The organism is Streptacidiphilus albus JL83 (assembly GCF_000744705.1).
Taxonomy (GTDB): Bacteria; Actinomycetota; Actinomycetes; order Streptomycetales; family Streptomycetaceae; genus Streptacidiphilus; species Streptacidiphilus albus.
The window spans coordinates 869,942-887,785 of record NZ_JQML01000001.1 but is presented as its reverse complement, the minus strand read 5'-3'; the positions used below and the strand labels follow the sequence as shown (position 1 = coordinate 887,785).

Annotated in this window: 13 protein-coding genes; 10 read left to right on the top strand and 3 right to left on the bottom strand. The window is 73.7% G+C overall.

Annotation, left to right across the window (positions count from 1 at the left end; genetic code table 11):
* The first annotated feature begins 102 nt into the window (after nt 1-102).
* The 3 genes from BS75_RS04000 to BS75_RS03990 all read left to right on the top strand — a co-directional run bounded on the left by BS75_RS04000 (nt 103) and on the right by BS75_RS03990 (nt 2,426).
* Nucleotides 103-819: a class I SAM-dependent methyltransferase gene (locus tag BS75_RS04000; RefSeq protein ID WP_052069157.1), complete on the top strand. Its 717-nt coding sequence runs from the start codon at nt 103-105 to the stop codon at nt 817-819.
* 117 nt (nt 820-936) lie between these two features.
* Nucleotides 937-1,674 (top strand): DUF2470 domain-containing protein, encoded by a 738-nt coding sequence (locus BS75_RS47785; RefSeq protein WP_034087201.1) that lies wholly within the window; start codon nt 937-939, stop codon nt 1,672-1,674.
* A 95-nt stretch (nt 1,675-1,769) separates the two neighbouring features.
* The gene (locus BS75_RS03990) at nt 1,770-2,426 is read left to right on the top strand and encodes a DedA family protein (protein WP_034087200.1); all 657 of its coding nucleotides are present in this window, start codon (nt 1,770-1,772) and stop codon (nt 2,424-2,426) included.
* On the opposite strand, the gene BS75_RS03985 is transcribed toward BS75_RS03990, so the two are convergent.
* The 3 genes from BS75_RS03985 to BS75_RS03975 form a co-directional block, all read right to left on the bottom strand.
* Nucleotides 2,353-3,855, bottom strand: coding sequence for an MFS transporter (locus BS75_RS03985; protein ID WP_034087199.1), 1,503 nt, complete (start codon nt 3,853-3,855; stop codon nt 2,353-2,355). The genes BS75_RS03990 and BS75_RS03985 overlap by 74 nt on opposite strands.
* Nucleotides 3,856-3,999: 144 nt before the next feature.
* Complete coding sequence (locus tag BS75_RS03980) at nt 4,000-4,632, bottom strand: TetR/AcrR family transcriptional regulator (RefSeq protein WP_052069156.1); 633 nt, start codon at nt 4,630-4,632, stop codon at nt 4,000-4,002.
* Between the two features lie 120 nt (nt 4,633-4,752).
* Nucleotides 4,753-8,646 (bottom strand): type I polyketide synthase, encoded by a 3,894-nt coding sequence (locus tag BS75_RS03975; protein ID WP_052069155.1) that lies wholly within the window; start codon nt 8,644-8,646, stop codon nt 4,753-4,755.
* A gap of 235 nt (nt 8,647-8,881) precedes the next feature.
* On the opposite strand from BS75_RS03975, the gene BS75_RS03970 reads away from it, so the two are divergent.
* The 7 genes from BS75_RS03970 (at nt 8,882) to BS75_RS03940 (ending at nt 17,833) form a co-directional block, all read left to right on the top strand.
* Nucleotides 8,882-9,820: a LysR family transcriptional regulator gene (locus BS75_RS03970; protein ID WP_034087198.1), complete on the top strand. Its 939-nt coding sequence runs from the start codon at nt 8,882-8,884 to the stop codon at nt 9,818-9,820.
* Between the two features lie 231 nt (nt 9,821-10,051).
* Entirely contained in the window at nt 10,052-10,519 is a 468-nt protein-coding gene (locus BS75_RS03965) for a cobalamin B12-binding domain-containing protein (protein WP_042438100.1), read from the top strand.
* Complete coding sequence (locus BS75_RS45970) at nt 10,516-13,692, top strand: FAD/NAD(P)-binding protein (protein WP_231607671.1); 3,177 nt, start codon at nt 10,516-10,518, stop codon at nt 13,690-13,692. Before BS75_RS03965 ends, BS75_RS45970 begins: the two co-directional genes overlap by 4 nt.
* Complete coding sequence (locus BS75_RS03955; protein ID WP_063771493.1) at nt 13,689-15,395, top strand: acyl-CoA synthetase; 1,707 nt, start codon at nt 13,689-13,691, stop codon at nt 15,393-15,395. Before BS75_RS45970 ends, BS75_RS03955 begins: the two co-directional genes overlap by 4 nt.
* Nucleotides 15,385-15,774, top strand: coding sequence for a cupin domain-containing protein (locus BS75_RS03950; protein WP_052069154.1), 390 nt, complete (start codon nt 15,385-15,387; stop codon nt 15,772-15,774). Before BS75_RS03955 ends, BS75_RS03950 begins: the two co-directional genes overlap by 11 nt.
* A gap of 179 nt (nt 15,775-15,953) precedes the next feature.
* Entirely contained in the window at nt 15,954-17,246 is a 1,293-nt protein-coding gene (locus BS75_RS03945) for an MFS transporter (protein WP_197091897.1), read from the top strand.
* 5 nt (nt 17,247-17,251) lie between these two features.
* Entirely contained in the window at nt 17,252-17,833 is a 582-nt protein-coding gene (locus tag BS75_RS03940; RefSeq protein WP_034092361.1) for a CGNR zinc finger domain-containing protein, read from the top strand.
* Nucleotides 17,834-17,844 lie beyond the last annotated feature (11 nt).

Sequence of the window (17,844 nt, the reverse complement as noted above, 5' to 3'; positions counted from 1 at the left end):
CACCCTTTTCCATCGACCGCTGGAAGAACGGTATAACTCCGAGGAAGTGGAGTCAACATGCAGAATTCAGTGCCCGGGGTAATTGGGCGTCCGAGTCAGGTTGTGTGCGAACTCGGCCCGGACGACGTCATGCGGCGGGCGCTGACCGCCCCGGGGCCCGAGGTGCTGGAGATCGAGCGCTGCGACGGGTTCCGCAACCGGGCCCACCTCGACTGGTGGCTGCGCGACCCGGCCGCGCCGCCGCCGACCGACGTGGCCGCGCTGGACTGGATCACCGGCGGCCCGGTGCTGGACATCGGCTGCGCCACCGGACGCCATGTCGAGCTGCTCCGCGACCGCGGCATCGAGGCGACCGGGATCGACTCCTGCCCGGCCGCCGTCGAGCTGGCGACCAGGGCCGGGGTCGACTGCCGGGTCGGCGACGCCTGGCGGCCGCCGGTCGGCGCCGGGTACGCGGCGGTGACCGCGCTCGGGGCCAACCTCGGGATCGCCGGGGCGGTGGCCCGGGTGCCCGGCTTCCTGGGGGCGCTGGCCACGGCGCTGCGCCCGGGCGGCCAGTTGATCGTGACCAGCATCGACTGGCGGCAGGCCACCGGCCCGCACGGGGAGTTCGTCGCCGAGCGGCGCCGGGCCGGCCGCTACCCCGGCGACGCCCGGCTGCGGCTGCGCCTGGGGGAGACCGTCAGCAGCTGGTTCGACTGGGTGTGGGTGGATCGGGACAGCCTCGACGCGGCCGCCTCCGAGGCGGGCCTGCGGGTGGCCGGGGTCATGTCCTGGCGGCACCACTACGCCGCCCGGCTGGTCGCCCAGGACCGCTGACCCGGGGCCCCGCTGACGCCGCGTCGGCGGCGCGGCGGCGCGCCCGGCGCGGGCGGGGAGTGGTCAACCGATGGGGTTTTAGATTAGGTTAGCCTTACCTAAATCTAGGAGGGCCGAGTGGATTCCACCGGGAACCGTGCCGTCGAACCGTCCCCCGCCGAGCGGGTCCGCAGCGTGCTCGGAGCCGCGCACTCGCTGACCGTGCTCGCCAACAGCCAGCAGCACGACCTCTTCGGACCCGACCTGGTCGGATTCGCCGAGGACGGCATCCGGCTGCGGACGCCCGCGGACATCCGCCTCGTCCGGGAGACGGAGCACGCGGCCGGTCCGGGGATGCCGGCCCTGCTCCAGTGGACCGATCTCGCGCCGCTGGCCGTGCGGCAGCGGGTGCGCGCGCAGGTCCGGATCACCGGCTGGCTGCACCCGGCCGACGGGGCGACCGGTGACGCCACCGCCGCTCTGCTGCTGGAGCCGCGCCAGGTGGCGCTGGACACCGGCGGCGCCGACACCCTGGTCGACCCCCGGGAACTGGCCGCCGCCGAGCCCGACCCGATCGCCCGCCACGAGTCGGGGCTGCTGCTCCACCTGGTCGAGGGCCACCAGGACCACGTCGCCGCCCTGACCCGGCTGCTCGACCCCTACCTGATGCTCGGGGTGGCCGCGGTGACCCCGCTCGCGCTGGACCGGCACGGGATCGTGCTGCGCCTGGAGCACCACCGGGACCACCGCGACGTGCGGCTGCCCTTCCTGGAACCGCTGCTCGACGCCGAGCAGGTGGGCCACCGGATCCACGCCCTGCTGGCGGCGTCCCCGCGCGGCGGCAGGCGCCGGACCCGCACGTCGGGCGGCCACTGAGCGGGTGCCGACGGCGCGCGGACGGCGCGCGCCGGGCTACGGATTGTGGGCCCTCGGCGCGGGTAGGGTGACCTTCCCCGGTCGAGGAGGCGCCGATGACCCCCGAACTGCCCGGCGCGCTGGCGCGGCTCGCCCCGCTGCTGGAGCACTACGGCTACGCGGCGGTGTTCCTGCTGGTGCTGCTGGACAACTGCCTGGTGCCGGTGCCCGGGCAGACCCTGCTGACGGCCGCCGCCGTCTACGCCGGCGCGGGCGCCCTCAGCCTGCCGGGCGTGGTCGGGACCGCGTTCGCCGGCGCGGTGGTCGGCGCCGCGCTGGCGTACCTGGTCGGCCGGGTCGGCGGGCGGGCCTTCGTCCACCGCTACGGGCGCTACGTTCTGCTGCCGCCGAAGCGGTTCGCCCCGGTGGAGGCCTTCTTCGTCCGCAACGGCGGCAAGGTCCTGCTGTTCGCCCGGTTCCTCGACGGCCTGCGCCAGACCAGCGGAGTGCTGGCCGGGATCTCCGGGATGGACTGGCGCCGCTTCGGCGTCTACAACGTGCTCGGGTCGCTGCTCTGGGTCGGCGTCTGGGCCGGACTCGGCTACTCCACCGGGACCCATATCGGCCTGGTCTACACCGAGGTGGTCCGCTACCAGCTCTACGCCCTGCTGCTGCTGGTCGCGGTCGTCGCGGTGCTGGTCACCCGGGCCGTGCTGCGCCGTCGCCGGGAGGCGTCCGCCAGGTCCGAGGGCGACGGGGGTGGGGAGGACTGACGGCCGGGCCGGAGAGGGACTCCAGCGAGCGCCCCTCGGCGTCGACGCCCAGGAGGACCTCCACCACCGCCCCGACGATCATCACCGCGGCCCCGATCAGGTAGCCGACGAACAGCTTGAAGTGGTCCTGGCCGGTGCCGATCAGCCGGCCGTAGAGCCAGGGGCCGAGTGCGCCGAAGGACTGGGCGATCACGAAGAAGACGGCGATGGCCTTGGCCCGCACCTCCACCGGGAAGATCTCGCTGACGGTGAGGTAGGCGGCGCTGGCCCCGGCCGAGGCGAAGAAGAAGATGACGCACCAGCAGGCCGTCTGGGTGACCGCGTCGAGCAGGCCGGCCTTGAACAGGAAGGCGCTCACGGCCAGCAGCGACCCGGAGACGAAGTAGGTGCCGGAGATCATCTTCCGGCGGCCGACGGTGTCGAACAGCCGGCCGATGGTCAGCGGGCCGGCCAGGTTCCCCAGGGCGAAGAAGAGGAAGTAGTACGCGGTGTCGCCGCTGGGGACGTGGTAGATCTTGGTCAGCACCAGGGTGTAGGTGAAGAAGATGGCGTTGTAGAGGAAGGACTGAGTGATCATCAGCGACGCGCCCAGCACCGAGCGGCCCGGGTAGCGGGTGAACAGCATCCGGGCCAGGGCGAGGAAGCCGATGTCGCCGCTGCGGGTGACCTGGACGGCGTTGGCCTCGTCCACCGGCGCCAGGGTGCCGCCGGTGGCCTCGACGCTGCGCTCGATCTCCCGGACCGCCGCCTCCGCCTCCTCGACCCGGCCGTGCATCAGCAGCCAGCGCGGACTCTCCGGCAGGTTCTTGCGGACGAAGATGACGACGAAGCCCAGGGCGGGTCCGAGCAGGAACGCCAACCGCCAGGCGTAGCCGGCCGGCAGGTGGTCGACCACGGCCAGGACGAAGACGGTGGCCAGCAGCGCGCCGCCCCAGTACGTCCCGTTGACGGCGATGTCGACCCGGCCCCGGTAGCGGGCCGGGATCAGTTCGTCGATGGCCGAGTTGATGGCGGCGTACTCGCCGCCGATGCCCATGCCGGCGATGAAACGGGTGGCGTCCAGCCACAGCACCCAGCCCTGGGAGTGGCCGGCGGTGCAGGCGGTGAGCGCCCCGCCGGCCAGGTACACCCCGAGCGTGATCATGAAGAGGTTGCGCCGGCCCCACTTGTCCGAGAGCCAGCCGAAGACCAGCGCCCCGGCGACCTCGCCCAGCAGGTACACCGTGCCGACGGAGAAGCTCACCGAGGCCGAGGAGAGGTTCAGCGTGTCGGGCTGGGTGAGGATGCTGGTGACATTGCCGGCGATGGTGATCTCCAGGCCGTCCAGCACCCAGGCGACGCCGAGGGCGATCACCAGCCGGGTGTGGAAGCCCGACCAGCCCAGCCGGTCCAGCCGGGCCGGAACCAGGCTGAGCGCGGGGTCCGTCATCGGCCACCTCCGAATCGTCCGCGGCGGCCGGCGGGCCCCCTGTCCGGTTCCTTCGCAGGCTAACGCTGATCGGGGCCGACATGACGGAGGCTCAGCGCGGGCCGGGGCTCGGGCTCGGGAGAGGAGTCAGGCCCGGGAGCGGAGTCAGGCCCGGGAGAGGGTGACGCCGGAGAGGACGATCTCGGTCAGTGCCAGCAGCTCCGAATGGAGGTCCCCCTCGTCCACCTTCTCCTGCTGGCACCAGCGGTAGAGGGTGCCGAGGTAGCCGTCCCGGAGGAAGTTGCCCACCTGACGCGGCTCGACCGCCGGGCGGGTCTCGCCCCGGGTGCGCGCGGCTTCGACCGTCTCCGCGAAGATCTCGCCCGCGTACGGCTCCTCGATCAGCGGACGCCCGGCCTTCACCCAGGCGGTCAGCATGGCCCGGGACATCTCCCGCTCCGCCTCGTTGACCCGGGCCAGCACCCCCATGCAGCGTTCCAGCGTCGAGCGGAGGTCGTCGGCGCCGTCGGCCTCCGTGTCGGCCAGCCCCTGGCGCAGCTGGGAGCGCCGGGAGTCGCCCCAGGCGGTGATCAGGTCCTCCTTGTGCTGGAAGTAGTTGAAGAAGGTGCCGCGCGCCACGTCGGCGGCCTCGGCGATCTCCTCGATGGAGGTCTGCTCGTACCCCTTCTCGGTGAAGAGCTGCATGGCCGACGAGTACAGCCGACTGCGCACTCGCTGCTTGTTGCGCTCGCGGCGCCCCGGTTGGGCGCCGGCGGCGGCTCGGTCCTCTTCGTTCACGGCAGCTCCCCTGCGCGGCCAGTCGCTGACCGTCATCGGTGTCGGGTGTCCGGCCGACGATATAGGTCAGTCCCCTTACATGTATCGGAATTCAAGAATAGTCATCAGTTCATCTATTTGTCACGCGGGTGACGCCCCGACGCTCGCCACCAGCCGCTCCAGGCTCTCGGGGCCGAGCAGCCGCCCGATCGGCAGGTCGATGCCCAGGGCCGTGCGCAGCCGCCCGCGGAGCTGGGAGGCGAGGAGGGAGTCGAGGCCGTAGTCGCACAGCGGCCGACGGGCGTCCAGCCGGTCCACCGGCATGCCCAGCACGCCGGCGGCCGCTGCGGCCACCCGGTCCGGGGTGCTGCGGTCCGAGGCGTCCTGCGGCGGGTGGTCACCGGGCGTCCGCTGCCGGTGCTCCTGAGCCGGAGCCGGAGCCGATGCCGTTGCCGTTGCCGGAGCCGGCAGCGCGGGCCGGGCCGGGAGCGGGTCCTGACGCGGTGACTGCTCGCCCGACAGCCGTCGGGCCACGGCCGAGAGCAGGCCGGCCGCCATCCGCCGGCGGCCGGTCGGTGCGGGCGCCACCAGCCGGCTCAGCCGCAGGTCGCGGAACTCGGCCAGCAGCAGCCCGGCCGGGTCGAGGACCTGGACGTCCGCGCGCGCGGTCCCGGGCCCGTCGACCCGGAAGGCCGCCCGGCTCCAGAACTCGCCGCCGAGGTCGCCGAACAGCCGCACCCGGCCGAAGGACACCGGGACGTAGGTCGCGCGGGTGGACAGCGACCGGGGCAGCGCCGCCAACAGGGGCTGGAAGCAGGTCTCCCAGTCCGCCCCGCCCGCCGGCGCCGTGAGGCGCATCCGGGCCACGGCCTCTCCGTCGCGCCGCCACACCTGCTCGACCGCCTGGAACTGCTCGCCGATCCGGTAGCCCCTGGCCTCGGCGGCGGCGAGGAAGTCCGCCCCGGAGACGTACCTGGTGCAGCGCGAGAGCGCGGCGTTCAGTGCCGCCGTGGTGCGCCGCTCGGCCGCCCCGGCCGGGAGCAGCCGGCCCCGGAGACGGACGGACGGGGCCGTCCCGGCCGGTGCGGCGGTCTGCGCCTCGACCGTGACCAGCCGCTCGCCCGTCGACGGACCGGAGAGCCGGACCGTGAGCCCGGTCAACTCGCCGATGTCGAGGAACTCCTGTCCGAGCCGGGCGTCGACCAGGCTGAAGCCGTCGTGCTCGCCCTCCGCCGCCGCGGCCTCGAACACCGACGCGAGGTAGAGCGCGGGGGGCACGGGGGCGAGTCCGTGCAGCTCGACCCCGGCCGACTGCCGGGCCACCGGGAAGTCCCGTACCTGCTCCGAGCGTTGCGGCAGTCCGCCGCGGCGGGGCAGATCGGCCTTCTCCCAGGCGTAGCGCGGCAGCGGGACCTGACGGCTCGGGGGAGTGAACCAGCGGTCCCAGGCGACCCGGCCGCCCAGCGCGAAGAGCCGGCCGAGGCCGTGGGTGAGCTCCACGCGTTCGTCCCGCCCCCGTCGGCCGGACGCGACGACGCCGGACGCGCCGCCGCCCTCCTGGAGCGTCTCCTCGATCGCGCTCAGCAGCACGGGGTGCGGGCTGATCTCCAGGAAGACGTTGTCGGCGTCCTTGCCGAGCAGGCGCACGCTGTCGGCGAAGCGGACCGGTCGGCGCAGGTTGTCCATCCAGTAGGACGCGTCCATCTCCCTTCCGGTGACCGGCGCGCAGTGGACCGTGGACACCAGCGGGGTGGTGGCGGTGTGCGGGCGGACCGGGGCGAGCTCCCGCAGCAGGTCCTCGCGCAGGGTGTCCATCACCGCGGAGTGGGAGGCCACGTTCACCTTCACCAGCCGGTTGAACGCGCCGCGCCGGGTCAGTTCCGCGCCGATGCGGTGCAGTGCCTCGGCGTCGCCGGCCAGGACGGTCGCCCGGGGCGAGTTCTCGACGGCGACGCAGACCTTGTCGCCGTAGGGGCCCACCAGCCGCCGGGCCTCCTCGGCGGACACCTCGGCGGCCAGCATCGCCCCCTGCCCGGAGACGCGCCGCATCAGCCGGCTGCGCCGGCAGATCACCGCGGCCCCGCTGCGGAGGTCCAGGGCGCCGCTCACGCAGGCGGCGGCCACTTCGCCCATGCTGTGGCCGACGCAGACGTCCGGCCGGACGCCCATGGCCCGCCAGGTCCGGGCGAGCGCCACCTCCACCGCCCAGAGCAGCGGCTGCACCCGGTCGATCCGGTCGGGGAACTCCTCCTCCGCTCCGGTGAGCAGCTCCAGCGGGGACCAGCCGGCCTCCTCGCGGACGGCCCGGTCGCAGGCGGCCATCGCCCGTCGGAAGTCCGGGGAGCTGTCGAGCAGCGTCCGTCCCATGCCGACCCACTGGGAGCCCTGCCCCGGGAAGACGAACACGGTGTTCCGGGGCGCGCCGAAGACGGGGGCGCCCAGCCCGCCGTCCGGGATCTCCCGGCCCTCGGCCAGGTCGAGCAGGTTGGCGGCGAGCTCCCCCGCGGAGGCGGCCGCGGTCCAGAGCCGGAACGGGTGCGCGTCCTGCCGCAGCGCGGCGGCGGCGCAGACCTCGGCCAGGGCGTAGTCCGCACCGGCGCCGTCCGGCCCGAGGAACTGGGCGTAGGAGCGGGCCAGTTCGCGCAGCGAGGCGGCCGAACGGGCGCTGAGCACCAGCAGTTCGGGCCGGCCGCCGATCGGCGCGGGGACGGGGGCGCGTTCGGGGGCCGGGGCGGGTGCGTACTCGCCGATCACCACATGGGCGTTGGTCCCGGAGAGCCCGAAGGAGCTGACTCCGAGCAGGGCCCGCGGACCGGCCTTCACCAGCGGCCGGTTGCTGGTGACGATCTCCAGCGGCAGTTCGCCGTCGGCGAGCAGCTGGGTCGGCTGCTCCAGGTGGAGCGTGGCGGGCAGTAAGCCGTGCTGGGCGATCAGGACGGTCTTGATGAGTCCGGCGATGCCGGCCGCCGCCTCGGTGTGGCCGATGTTGCCCTTGACCGAGCCGATGGCGAGCGGCGGCCGGTCCGCCGCCCGTGACGCCTGCGCGGCTGCCAGCGCCCGGAGTTCGACGCTGTCGCCGACGGTGGTCCCGGTCCCGTGCGCCTCGACGTAGTCCAGCTGGCCGGCGTTGATGCCGGCGCTGGCGCAGGCGTCGCTGAGCATGGCCGTCTGCCCGGAGACGGCGGGCTGCAGCAGCAGGCCGCTGCCGCGCCCGTCGTTGGTGACCGAGCTCCCGAGCAGCAGCGCGAGCACCGGGTCGCCGTCGCGGAGTGCGTCCTCCAGCCGCTTGAGGACGACGACGCCGACCCCCTCGCTGCGGACGAAGCCGTCGGCGTTGGCGTCGCCGAACTTGCAGTGCCCGTCCGGGGCGAGCATGCCCGCCTGGGAGTAGGCGATGGCCTCCTTCGGGGAGAGGATCACGTTGACGCCCCCGGCGATGGCGAGGGTGCTCTCCCGGGTGAGCAGGCTCTGCCTGGCCAGGTGCACGGCGACCAGGGAGGAGGAGCAGGCGGTGTCCACCAGCATGCTGGGGCCGCGCAGGTCGAGCGCGTAGGAGAGCCGGCCGGAGGCCATCGCCCGGATCCGGCTGCCGGTCGCCTCGCGGATGCCGAGCTCGACCGAGTCGATCTCCTCGCTGAAGTCGCCGGTGGCCTGGCCGATGAAGACCCCGGTGCGGCTCGCGGCGAGCGCCGAGGGGCGGATGCCCGCCGACTCGACCGCCTCCCAGGCGACGGTGAGCACCAGCCGCTGCTGCGGGTCCATGCTGCGGGCCTCGGCGGGCGCGATGCCGAAGAAGGAGGGGTCGAAGCCGAAGGGGTCGTCCAGGAAGCCGCCGTGCCTGGAGCAGGTCTTGCCCGGTGTCCCCGGTTCCGCCGCGTAGTAGGCCGCCACGTCGAAGCGGTCCTCGGGGACCGGGGTGACCGCGTCCTGATTGTCCATCAGCAGCCGCCAGAACTCCTCGACATCGGCGGCACCCGGGAGCTTGCACCCCATGCCGACGACCGCTACCGCTTCGAGCCGATCCCGCTGGTCCATCAGACGATCCGCCTCTGCGTCAGGAGAGCCCGTCCGTGCAGCCCTCGGTTGGCCGTACGCTGAGATTCTGATCCAAAAATGCACCGGGGATTAATCATGTACTTCAGATGTGATGGACATCACTCCAAGCATGGTCTTGAGTATAAATATCGATCTGAGGCTAAGATTGTCACCGTGGAGAGAGTCGCTCGACCCACGTCTGCCGTTGTGCAGCAGCCCAGGAGGGGACCGGAACATGGAACTGCGCTGGTTGGAGACTTTCGTCATGGTGTCGCGCCAGGGCGGACTGAGTGCGGCGGCGGAGGCCATGGGGTACGCGCGCTCCACGGTGACCGGGCACATCCAGAGCCTGGAGCGTTCGCTGGGCGCCCAGCTGGTCGACCGGCGGTCCCCCGGACAGCCGCTGACGGCCGCCGGGGCGGCTCTGATCGAGCACGCGGAGGCCATCCTCGCGCAGGTGGACCGGGCGCGGACGATGGTCGCCCGGGCCGAGGAGGACCGGAACCACTCGCTGGTGCTCGGCGCCAACAGCTCGGTCTGCGTCTACCGGCTGCCCAGCTTCCTGCGGCTGCTGGGACGGCTCGCCCCCAACGTGCGCTTCGAGGTGGAGGCGGACTCCACCCGGGAGCTGCTGGAGCGGGTGGAGTCCGGAAGCGTCGACATCGCCCTCGTCACCGGGCTGCTGGAGCAGAGCCGGCCGTCCCAGGCCAGGGAGCGCGGCGCGCTGCACCGGACCCTCTGGGAGGAGGAGGTGGTCATGGTCGGCACCCGCGAGGCGGCGACGCATCCGCGGAAGGTGCTGCTCACCGGGCCCGGCTGCGTCTACCGGGAGCTGACCGAGCAGGACTTCCTGAGCCGGATGCCCGAGGCGGACGTGCTGCAGGTCGGCACGCTGGAGGGGGTCAAGTCGGCGGTCCTGGCCGGTCTCGGGGTCGGGCTGCTGCCGGTGGTGGCGGTCAAGTCGCTGCTGCTCCAGGGCCATCTGGTGCAGACTCCGCTGCGCAGCCGGCACAAGGTGATCACTGACGTGGTGTGGAACCCGGGCACCTGCCCCAGCGGTCTGGAGGCGCAGCTGCTGCGGCTGCAGCCGGTTTCCGAACTCGACCCGCCCGCCCCGGCCCGGCGCCCGGCGGCGCGCCCGGCCCTGGCGCCCGCCCTGGCGGCGGTGGGCTGAGCAGGGCGCCGGCGGCCGGTTGCGCCGCCGGTGGCAGGGCGCGCCGGAACCAGCGGGCCCCTTGGCAGAGACGTGGTCGACGCGACCCGTCCCGGCCGGGGGGCCCGTTGCCATGTTGGCCTATTTCCGGCTTGCGCACGGCAGTTCGAGCTTCACGAAGTCCCCTCGGCCCGGCGTTCGCGCGGATGGATGATCGGAACGAACCCAACGTGACTCTGCCTAAGGGGATTCGTGTCCAGCATCGGTCGTCGCCAACTGAGTGTGGTGCTGTCGAGTGTCTCGTCCGACTCGCACACCTGGAACCTGGTCTACCTCCAACTCCTGCTCGAAGAGCAGGGCTACCTGGTGCACAACCTCGGCGCCTGCGTGCCGGATCAGGTCATCGTCGACGCGGTGCGGCAGCACCGGCCCGACGCCCTGGTGATCTCCTCCGTCAACGGCCACGGACACCTCGACGGGGCCCGGATGATCCGCGCCCTGCGGGCCGAGGGCGACCCGGAGGTGGCGGAGGTGCCGGCGATGATCGGCGGGAAGCTCGGCATCGGCGGTCCGGCCAACGCCCACCTGGCGGACTCGCTGATCACCGCCGGCTTCACCGCGGTGTTCACCGAGGGCGCCGCGCCGCAGGACTTCAGCCAGGCGCTGAGCGCCGCGGCCTCCGCCCACCGCCCGGTCCTGGCCGAGGAGGTGGCGGCGTGAGCGCGCAGCCGGACATGCAGGACTACGTCGCGCGGTCGGCCCGGGACGGCCAACTGGTGGTCCAGCCCCGGATGGGGATGTCGGACCCGGACCGGATGGCGGCCGGCCTCCAGGCCGTCTCCGCCGCCCGGGCGCGGACGCTGGGGACGCTCACCATCGACTCCTACACCCGGGTCGAGGACATCGCGGGCGCCGAGGCGGCGCTGCGGGCCGGCCAGGCGCTCAACGGCTTCCCCATCGTCAACCACGGCCCCGCGGTCACCTCGCTGGTGGTCGCGGCCACCGGGAACCGGATCCCGGTCCAGGTCCGGCACGGCTCGGCCCGCCCGGCCCACATCTTCGACGCCATGGTGGCCTCCGGGCTCTCCGCCTCCGAGGGCGGTCCGGTCTCCTACTGCCTCCCCTACTCCCGGCTGCCGCTGGCCGAGTCCGTCCCCGCCTGGGCGGACGCCACCAGCCGATTCGCGGAGGGCACCGCCGCCCGCGGCCTGCGCGCCCACCTGGAGACCTTCGGCGGCTGCATGCTCGGGCAGATGTGCCCGCCCTCGCTGCTGGTCGCCATCAGCGTGCTGGAGGCGATGTTCTTCGTCCAGCACGGCCTGACCTCGCTCTCGCTGTCCTACGCGCAGCAGACCAACGCGGTGCAGGACGTCGAGGCCCTGGCCGCCCTGCACCACCTGGCCGACCGGTTCCTGCCGCCGCAGGTCGAGCGGCACGTGGTGCTCTACACCTACATGGGCGTCTACCCGGGTACCGAGGAGGGCGCCGGGCTGCTGCTCGAAGCCTCGGCGCGGATCGCCGTGCGCGGCGGCGCCCAGCGGATGATCGTCAAGACCGAGGCCGAGGCCCACCGGATCCCCACCGTCGCCGAGAACGTCTCCGCGCTGGAGCGGGCGGCCGCGGCCGCCCGCCGGGCCGTCGAGGACTGCGACCTGCCCTGGGCCCGGCAGGTCGACTACGAGGGCGTCTACACCGAGGCCCTGTCGCTGGTCGAGACCGTCCTCGGACTCGACCCGGACCTCGGCCGGGCGCTGCGCAAGGCGTTCGCCGCCGGGCTGCTGGACGTGCCGTTCTGCCTGCACCGCGACAACGCCAACGCGGCCCGGGGCGCCATCGACGAGAGCGGACGCCTGGCCTGGGCCCGCACCGGCGCCATGCCGCTGGCCGTCCCCGGCTCGGCGACGGCGGCGGTCACCTCGGGACAGCTGCTGGGCATGCTGCGCTACACCGCCGACAGCCACGACCGGGCCGCCGCCGCGCTCGGCCGCGGCAGCGGTCCCTACCGGATCGTCATCGTCGGCTCCGGGCCGCGCGGCCTCGCCGTCGCCGAGCGCACCGCCGCCCGGCTGGCCCGGACCCGGCCGGACCAGCCGGTCGAGATCTGCCTGGTCGACCAGGTGGAGGTCGGGGCCGGTCGGGTCTGGCGCACCGACCAGTCCGACGCCTTCCTGATGAACACCGCCTGCGGCGAGGTGACCATGTTCTCCGGCCCGGCGGACGAAGGGCCGGCGCGGGCCGGTGCCGGGCCCACCCTGGGACAGTGGTGGTCCAGCGTCGACCCCGACCACCCGGGCCCGAACGCCTACGCCCCGCGCGCCCGCTACGGCCAGTACCTCGGCTTCTACCTCGACGCGGTCGAGGCCTCGCTGCCCCCCGGCTCGGAGCTGCGCAGGATCACCGACGAGGTGACGGCCGTGCGCCGGGACGGCGGGCGCTGGCGGGTGACGCTCGCCGCCGGGGAGGAACTGGCCGCCGACCGGGTCGTGCTGACCACCGGTCACCCGGTGACCACCCTGTCCGGCGAGCAGGCGCGGCTCGCCGCCTTCGCCGCCGACCGTCCGCAGGCGCGCTACATCCGCGGCGACAGCGCCGCCGACATGCCGCTCGACGCCGTCGCGCCGGGCGCCAGGGTCGCGGTGCTGGGGATGGGACTGTCCTTCTATGATGTCATGTCCGCGCTAACCATCGGCCGTGGCGGTCGGTTCGCGGGCGACGGGCACGGCGGCCTGCGCTACCTGCCCTCCGGACGCGAGCCGCTGCTGCTCGCCGGTTCCCGCTCGGGCGTGCCGCTCCCGGCCCGGGGCCGGAACCAGAAGGGACCCGACTGGCGCTACACCGCCCGGCTGTTCACCCCCGAGCGGATCCGCGGGCTGCGCGCCGCCGGGCCGCTGGACTTCCGGGCCGACGTCTGGCCCTGGCTCGACGCGGAGCTGCAGCTGGTCTACTACGCCACCGCGCTCCGTGCCCGCTACGGCGCCGTCAGCGAGGAGAGCTTCCGCGCCCAGGTGGTCGCCGAGATCGAGGCCGAGGGCCCGCGCGGCGCCGGCGCCGTCGCCCAGCGGCAGGCCTGCCGGTTCGGCCTGGACACGCTGCCGCCGCTGGACGCGCCCCGGCTGACCCGGCCGTTCGCCGGAAGGCACTTCACCGGTCCCAAGGAGTTCACCACGGCCCTGGCCGAGCTGCTGGAGACCGACATCGCCCTGGCCCGCGAGGGCAACTTCCACGGACCGCTGAAGGCCGCGACGGACGTGCTGCGCGACGTCCGCGGCACCATCAGACTCGCCGTGGACTACGGCGGACTGACCGCCGACTCGCACCGCGAGGACTTCCTCGGCTGGTTCGCCCCGCTGAGCTCCTTCCTCGCCGCCGGGCCGCCGGTGGAACGGCTCCAGCAGACCCTGGCGCTGATCGACGCCGGACTGCTCGAAGTGGTCGGCCCCTCCTCCCGGTTCACCGCGGACCCGGAGCACGGACTCTTCGCGGTCGAGTCGCCGCAGGTCCAGGGGTCGCGCCGGCTCGCCGAGGTGCTGATCGACGCCCGCATCCCCGGTCCCGACCTCACCCGCGACACCTCCCCGCTCAGCCGCCGACTGGTGGCGGACGGCCACTGGACCTCCTGGAACAACCACGCCGGCGACACCCCCTTCGACACCGCGGGCGTCGCGGTCACCCCCGCGCCCTACCGGCCTATCGGCGCGGACGGCGGGATCGGCCAGGGACTCCACGTCCTCGGCATCCCGACGGAGGGTCAGCGCTGGTTCATGCAGGTCGGTTCCTCCCGCCCGGGACCGTGGACCGAGTTCACCCGGGACGCCGACGCCATCGCCGCCGACGTGCTCGCCCCGCTGGCGGCGGCCCGCCCGGAACTCGCCCGTGCCGGAGCGCGGTCATGACCCGGGGCGAGGCCGAGGACCTCCGCGACGACGACTACTACGCGCACCGCCGCACCGCCGCGCACAGCCTGTTCGCCCGGCAGCGCGACCTGCTGCTGGAACTGCGCAGCGACCTGGACGCCGCCCGCGCGGCCTTCAGCTGGCCCCGCCCGGCGACCTTCAACTGGGCCCTCGAATGGTTCGACGTGATCGCCGCCGGCTCCCGGCGGCCCGCGCTGGAGCTGGTCGGACCCGACGGACAGGCCGAGGTGATCACCTATCAGCAGCTGTCGGCCCGCTCCGACCAGGTGGCCAACTGGCTCGCCGGGCTCGGCGTCGGCCGGGGCGAACGGGTCATGGTGGTGCTCGGCCAGCAGGCGGAGCTCTGGGAGACGCTGCTCGCCTGCCTCAAGCTCGGGGCCGTGGTCATCCCCACCTACACCTCGCTGACCCGGGCCGAGGCCGCCGACCGGATCGGCCGCGGCCGGGTCCGCCACCTGCTGGCGCGCAGCGGCTCGGCCGCCCTGTTCGACGGGGTCGAGCTCGGCACCCGGATCGCGGTGGGGGAGCCGGTGGCCGGCTGGGCCGACTACCGGGACTCGCACCGGGCGCCGCTCCGCTTCGTCCCGGCCGGCCCGACCCGGGCCGACGACACCGCCTTCGCCTACTTCACCTCCGGCACGACCTCGGCGCCGAAGCTGGTCACCCACACCCACGCCTCCTACCCGATCGGGCACCTCTCCTCGCTGTACTACAACGGCCTGGTCCCCGGCGACCGGCACCTGAACATCTCCGCCCCCGGCTGGGCGAAGCACTCCTGGTCCAGCTTCTTCGTGCCGTTCAGCGCCGAGGCGACCCTGGTCGTGCCGCCGGAGGCGGTGGAGCCCGGGGACCTGCCCCGGCTGCTGGAACGGCACCGGGTGAGCAGCGTGTGCGCCCCGCCCTCGGTGTGGGCCCGGATGGCCGGCGACCTCGGGACCGCCGCGCCCCGGCTCCGCGAGGCCACCAGTGCGGGGGAGCCGCTGCCGGCCGAAGTCGGCGACGCGGTGGAGTCCGCCTGGCACGTGGCGGTGCGCGACGGGTACGGGCAGACCGAGACCACCGCCCTGATCGCCACCACGCCCGGCATGGCCCGCAGGCCCGGCTGGCTCGGCAGACCGCTGCCGGGCTGGGACATCCACCTCGACGACGGCGCCGTCTGCGTGGACCTGACCGCCCGTCCGGTCGGCATGATGACCGGGTACGACGGCGACCCGGTCCGCACCCGGCAGGCGCTCGGCACCGGCAGCTACCGCACCGGCGACCTCGCCGAGCAGGGTCCCGACGGCTACCTCCGCATCCTCGGCAGGTCGGACGACGTGTTCAAGTCCGGCGGGCACCGGGTCTCGCCGTACGAGCTCGAAGCGGTCCTGCAGACGCACCCGGCGGTCCGGGCGGCCGCCGTCGTCCCCGGCCCGCACCCGGTCCTCGGCCTGGCCGCGCACGCCGTCGTCGAGCTCGTCCCCGGCCGTCCGGCCCGGGTCGAGGAACTGCTCGCCCATGTGGACGCCCAGGTCACCAGGGACCTGCGGATCCACAGCATCTCCTTCACCGAGCGCCTGCCGCGCACGGTGTCCGGCAAGATCCGCCGCTCCGCAGTGGCGCGCCCCGCCCCCGCACCGGCACCCGTCGCCGTCCTCGCCCCCGTCCCGTTCTCCGAAGGAGCCCCCGCCCATGTCCGTTGAGACCCTGACCTCGTCCCTGCCGCTCGTCGCCCGCAGCTTCGCCACGACCGGGCTGCGGAGCGAGGACCTCGACTTCCTGCCGATCACCTCCGACGGGCGGACCGGGGTGAGCATCCACCGGCTGTACTCCACCGAGGAGACCGGCGAGGGCGGGCCGGCCGCCGGGATCGTCCGCTACGAGCCGGGAGCCGGGGCCGTTCCGCACCGGCACGAGGGCTACGAGATCATCTACGTCTTCGAGGGGCAGCTGGAGACCGACGGCGGGGTCCACCCGGCCGGCTCGCTGCTGGTCATGGAGCCCGGCTCGGTGCACGCCCCGCGCTCCGCCTCCGGAGCCGTGCTGCTGGTGGTCTGGGAGAAGCCGGTCGCCACCCTCTGATCCGCCGTCAGGCCCGCTGCCCGGCAAACCGGGTTCGGGGAAGACGAACAGCTGTTGCCGCCCGCCGACGCCCGGTTGTGGAGTCGGCGGGCGGCCGCCATTCTAGGTAAGTACTCAAAAGCCTTACACGAGCCGCCCGGCTCGGACCGCACCCGCTTCGACCTCCCAAGGAGCACGACGTGGCGATCCCCGTCACCAAAGCCAACCCCGCAACCACGCAGCGGACCCCGGCGTCCGCCCCGGCCCAGACCCCGGCCCCGGCCTCCAGGTTCGGCCCCCGGCACCGCTGGGTGATCCTCGGCATCGGCATCTCCTCGCAGGCGGCCTTCTCCGCCGCCTTCCAGGGGATCCCGACCACCTCGACGGCCATGCTCGGCGCCTACCACCTGTCCAACGGCACCCTCGGGATCGTCCTCTCGGCGATCTCGCTGGGCATCGCGGTGTCGGAGGTCCTCTGGGGCATCTGGACCGACAAGTTCGGCGAGCGCCGGATCCTGCTGACCGGCCTGATCGCCACCGGCCTGGTGCTCGGCCTGATGGCCGGGGTCGACGTCCCCGACAACGGCTTCATCCCGGCCGTGGGCATGCTCGGCGCCGGACTGCTGCTGGTCGGCGTCCTCGGCGGCTCGGTCAACGGCTCCTCAGGACGGGCGGTGATGGCCTGGTTCAAGGACGGACAGCGCGGCCTCGCCATGAGCCTGAGGCAGACCGCCATCCCGGCCGGCGGCGCGATCGGGTCGGCGCTGCTGCCCTGGCTCGCCGTCAGCTACGGGTTCCGCGCCGTCTACGGGGTCCTCGCGCTGTTCTGCTTCGTCGCCGCCGCTGCCGCCTACCGCTGGATGCACTCCCCGGACGAGCTCGGCACGGCCGTAGGATCCGCCGCCGCCCAGGAGGCCGTCGGCTCCCCGCTGCGGAACCGGAGCATCTGGCGCCTCGCCCTGGCCTCCGGCCTGCTGACCATCCCCCAGTTCGCGATCCTCACCTTCGTCGGCGTCTTCCTCCACGACACCCACCACTCCGCCCTGGTGGTCAGCTCCATGGCGATCGTCGTGGTCCAGATCGGCGGCGCCACGGCCCGGGTCTGGTCCGGACGCTGGACCGACAAGCACCCGGGCACCCGGCGCCCCTACGTCCGGGTCGTCGGTGGCGGGGCCACCATCGCCCTCGCCGCCTCCGCCGTGCTGACCCACGCCCCCACCTTCGCCATCGTCGCGGCCCTGGTCGTCTCCGGCATCCTGGCCAACGCCTGGCACGGCGTCGCCTACACCGAGATCGCGCACATGGCCGGCGCCCAGCGCGCCGGAACCGCCCTCGGCCTGGAGAACACCACCGTCTTCGCGGCCGGCTTCCTCGCCCCGCTGATGGTGCCGCTGCTGGCCGGAGCCTCCTGGTCGCTGGTCTGGGCCACCTGCGCCGTTGCGACACTGTTGGCCATGCCCCTCGCTCCGGGGAAGACCTCAGGAAAGAAGTGACCGCCGTGACCGCCAGCAGTGAGCAGCGCTTCGACACCGGACGTACCTGCCTGGACCTCCTCGCCACCGTGGGTTCCCGGCTCTCGAACAGCCCGGTGGAACGCCTCGACAGCCCGGACCGGCTGGTCCAGTGGCTGCACGGCGCCGGCCTGGTGCCCAGGGCGGACGAACTCGGCCGGGTGCCGGGGTGGTTGGAGGACTTCAGGTCGCTCCGGGAGCTGCTGCACCGCATCATCCACACCGAACTGGGCGGGCAGCAGGCCGAGGGCCGGGACCTCGCCCGGCTCAACCGGATCGCCGCCGCCGGAAACCCGGTCCTGCAGGCGGCCCGGGAGAGCGACGGCAGCCTCCGGGCCCACCTGCGGACGCCGATCCGGCTCGACCAGCTGCTCGCCGCCGTGGCCGACGACGCCATCCGACTGCTCAGCTCCCCGGAGCGCGACACGATGCGCCAGTGCGAAGGCCCGACCTGCGACCTGGTCTACCTCGACACCTCGCGCGGCCACCGGCGCCGCTGGTGCTCCGCGGCCGCCTGCGGCAACCGCCACTACGTGGCCGCCCACCGGGCCCGCAAGGCCGAGGCATGACCGCCTCCCAT